General features: G+C 44.1%; 2 protein-coding genes. Both read right to left on the minus strand.

Features of this window, described 5'->3' with window-relative positions; genetic code table 11:
- Positions 1–766 (minus strand): sensor histidine kinase (locus B4K20_RS07065; protein WP_289282390.1); only part of this gene is annotated, 766 nt, incomplete at its 3' end.
- 58 nt (positions 767–824) lie between these two features.
- Positions 825–1,999 (minus strand): cryptochrome/photolyase family protein (locus B4K20_RS07070; protein WP_289282391.1); only part of this gene is annotated, 1,175 nt, incomplete at its 5' end.

A 1,999-nucleotide genomic window follows, 5' to 3' on the forward strand; every position in this document is an offset into this window, starting at 1 on the left:
ATTGTGTAAAACCCAATATGGCATTCAGAGGGGTTCTTAACTCATGGCTCATACTGGATAAAAACTCTGTCTTGGCCCGATTGGCCGTTTCAGCGAGTTCTTTTGCTTGTTGAAGCGCAGAGGTCTGTTGTTGAAGTATTTTGGTTAAATAGAGTGACTGCCAATACTCTGCGTTAGCACGAGATGCTTGTATCAGCAAAAAAATCATATACGAAATCAGTCCAAATAAGATACTCACTGTACTCAGGTTCCATTTGAGCATGGTCGATACGATGATGGGCAGAAAAATCATGCATAAATACATTCGAGCCAGCTTTTTCCAGATAAACAGGCTAGTCAATGCACCTGCACCGATACCAATGGTAAACATCAGTACGACCATATTAGTAAATAAGGTTTGATACAGGTAGAGGCAAACCGCGACGTAAATACCCCAAGTCAGAGCTGAGAAAAAGAACACCACAAAAAGCTGTTTTAGTTTCATGTCTACAGCATGTGGTGTGTTCAGGATGGAGAAGACAACGTACAGGCGGCATAAAAAGAGGAGGCCCATCAACCCAAACAAAAAATAGGTAAAAAAGGGGGCATCATTCATGATCGGCGAATAATAGGCGGAAATAAGCAGAGCTAAAAACACGATCAGGCCGCCGGATATGGTGCGTTTGGCCAGATCTTTTGCCGCTTGTTGCTTAACTTGGTTTAAGGCATCTGAGTCCAGCTCTGGCAGAGCGGGATCTACATAACCGTGTGATTCGCCATAGAACATCAGCGAATCATATGTCAATTTCGACGAATTTCAAATACTTAAAATGCGTCTCCGCTATCTACTTCAATGAGTCGAATGCCGAGATCGCCTCTTGTCTGGCTTTTTTGTAATCTATGATTGGTTCAGGGTAATCACATTCTTTTCGTTGTGCCGAGCTTGGTGCATGTATCTGTTTTGCAGAAAGAGACTTTAACTCTGGTACAAAGCGTCGAATAAATTCACCATCAGGATCAAATTTTTCAGATTGCCGCTGAGGATTAAATACTCTGAAATACGGTGCAGCATCACAACCTGTGGAGGCACTCCATTGCCAGCCACCATTATTTGCCGCAAACTCACCATCAATCAGGGTTTGCATGAAATATTTTTCCCCTTTACGCCAGTCGATAAACAAAAGTTTGGTTAAAAAACTGGCCGCAACCATGCGTAAGCGGTTATGCATCCAGCCGGTTTGATTTAATTGGCACATGGCCGCATCCACAATCGGAAAGCCCGTTTTGCCTTCACACCAGGCATCAAAGGCTGATTCGCTGTCATTCCAGACCAGATTTTCCGTTTCTGGTTTGAAGGGCTTTTCTTTATTAAGTTCGGGGAAATGCGTGAGTAATTGTCGATAAAAGTCACGCCAAGCTAATTCTCTTAGCCAGTCATTATCCTGCCAGTGCAGATTCTGCTCCGCGCAATAATATTGAATATTATGTAGAAGGCGTCTCGGACCCAAACGACCCATCGCTAGATACGGTGACAGTGTGCTGGTCGCTGGTGTGGCTGGTATGTCACGCTTTTCTGGGTAGGCTTTAAGTTTTTTCTGACAAAATTGCTGTAGCTTTTGCAGGATGTCTGATTCTTCAGCCAGCCATAGATCTTCGCGATAGTCGCCAGCCCAGCCAGGCTTTATATCGTTGACTTTTATCGGCTTACCTTGTTTTTCTGGTTCATCAAATGGAGGGCGTGCCCGGTCTTCAAGAATCGTACGCCAACGACGATAGTAGGGAGTAAATACCTTATAAGGTTCGTCCTGTTGAGTTAGTACTGGAATCGGTACAAGCAGATCAGACTCAAGGGCATGACATTCGATATGGTTGGCTAATAAAGTCTGTCCAACCTGTTCATCACGTCTACACTCATCCAAGGCGGTTTCTTGCTGAAACCAGACAGACTCAATCTTATTGTCGTCACAAAACTGACCTAAAGCAGCGGGGACATCAACAAAATAATCCACTTCTAACAGTG

Source organism: Methylophaga sp. UBA5088, assembly GCF_002414625.1.
Classification (GTDB): domain Bacteria; phylum Pseudomonadota; class Gammaproteobacteria; order Nitrosococcales; family Methylophagaceae; genus Methylophaga; species Methylophaga marina.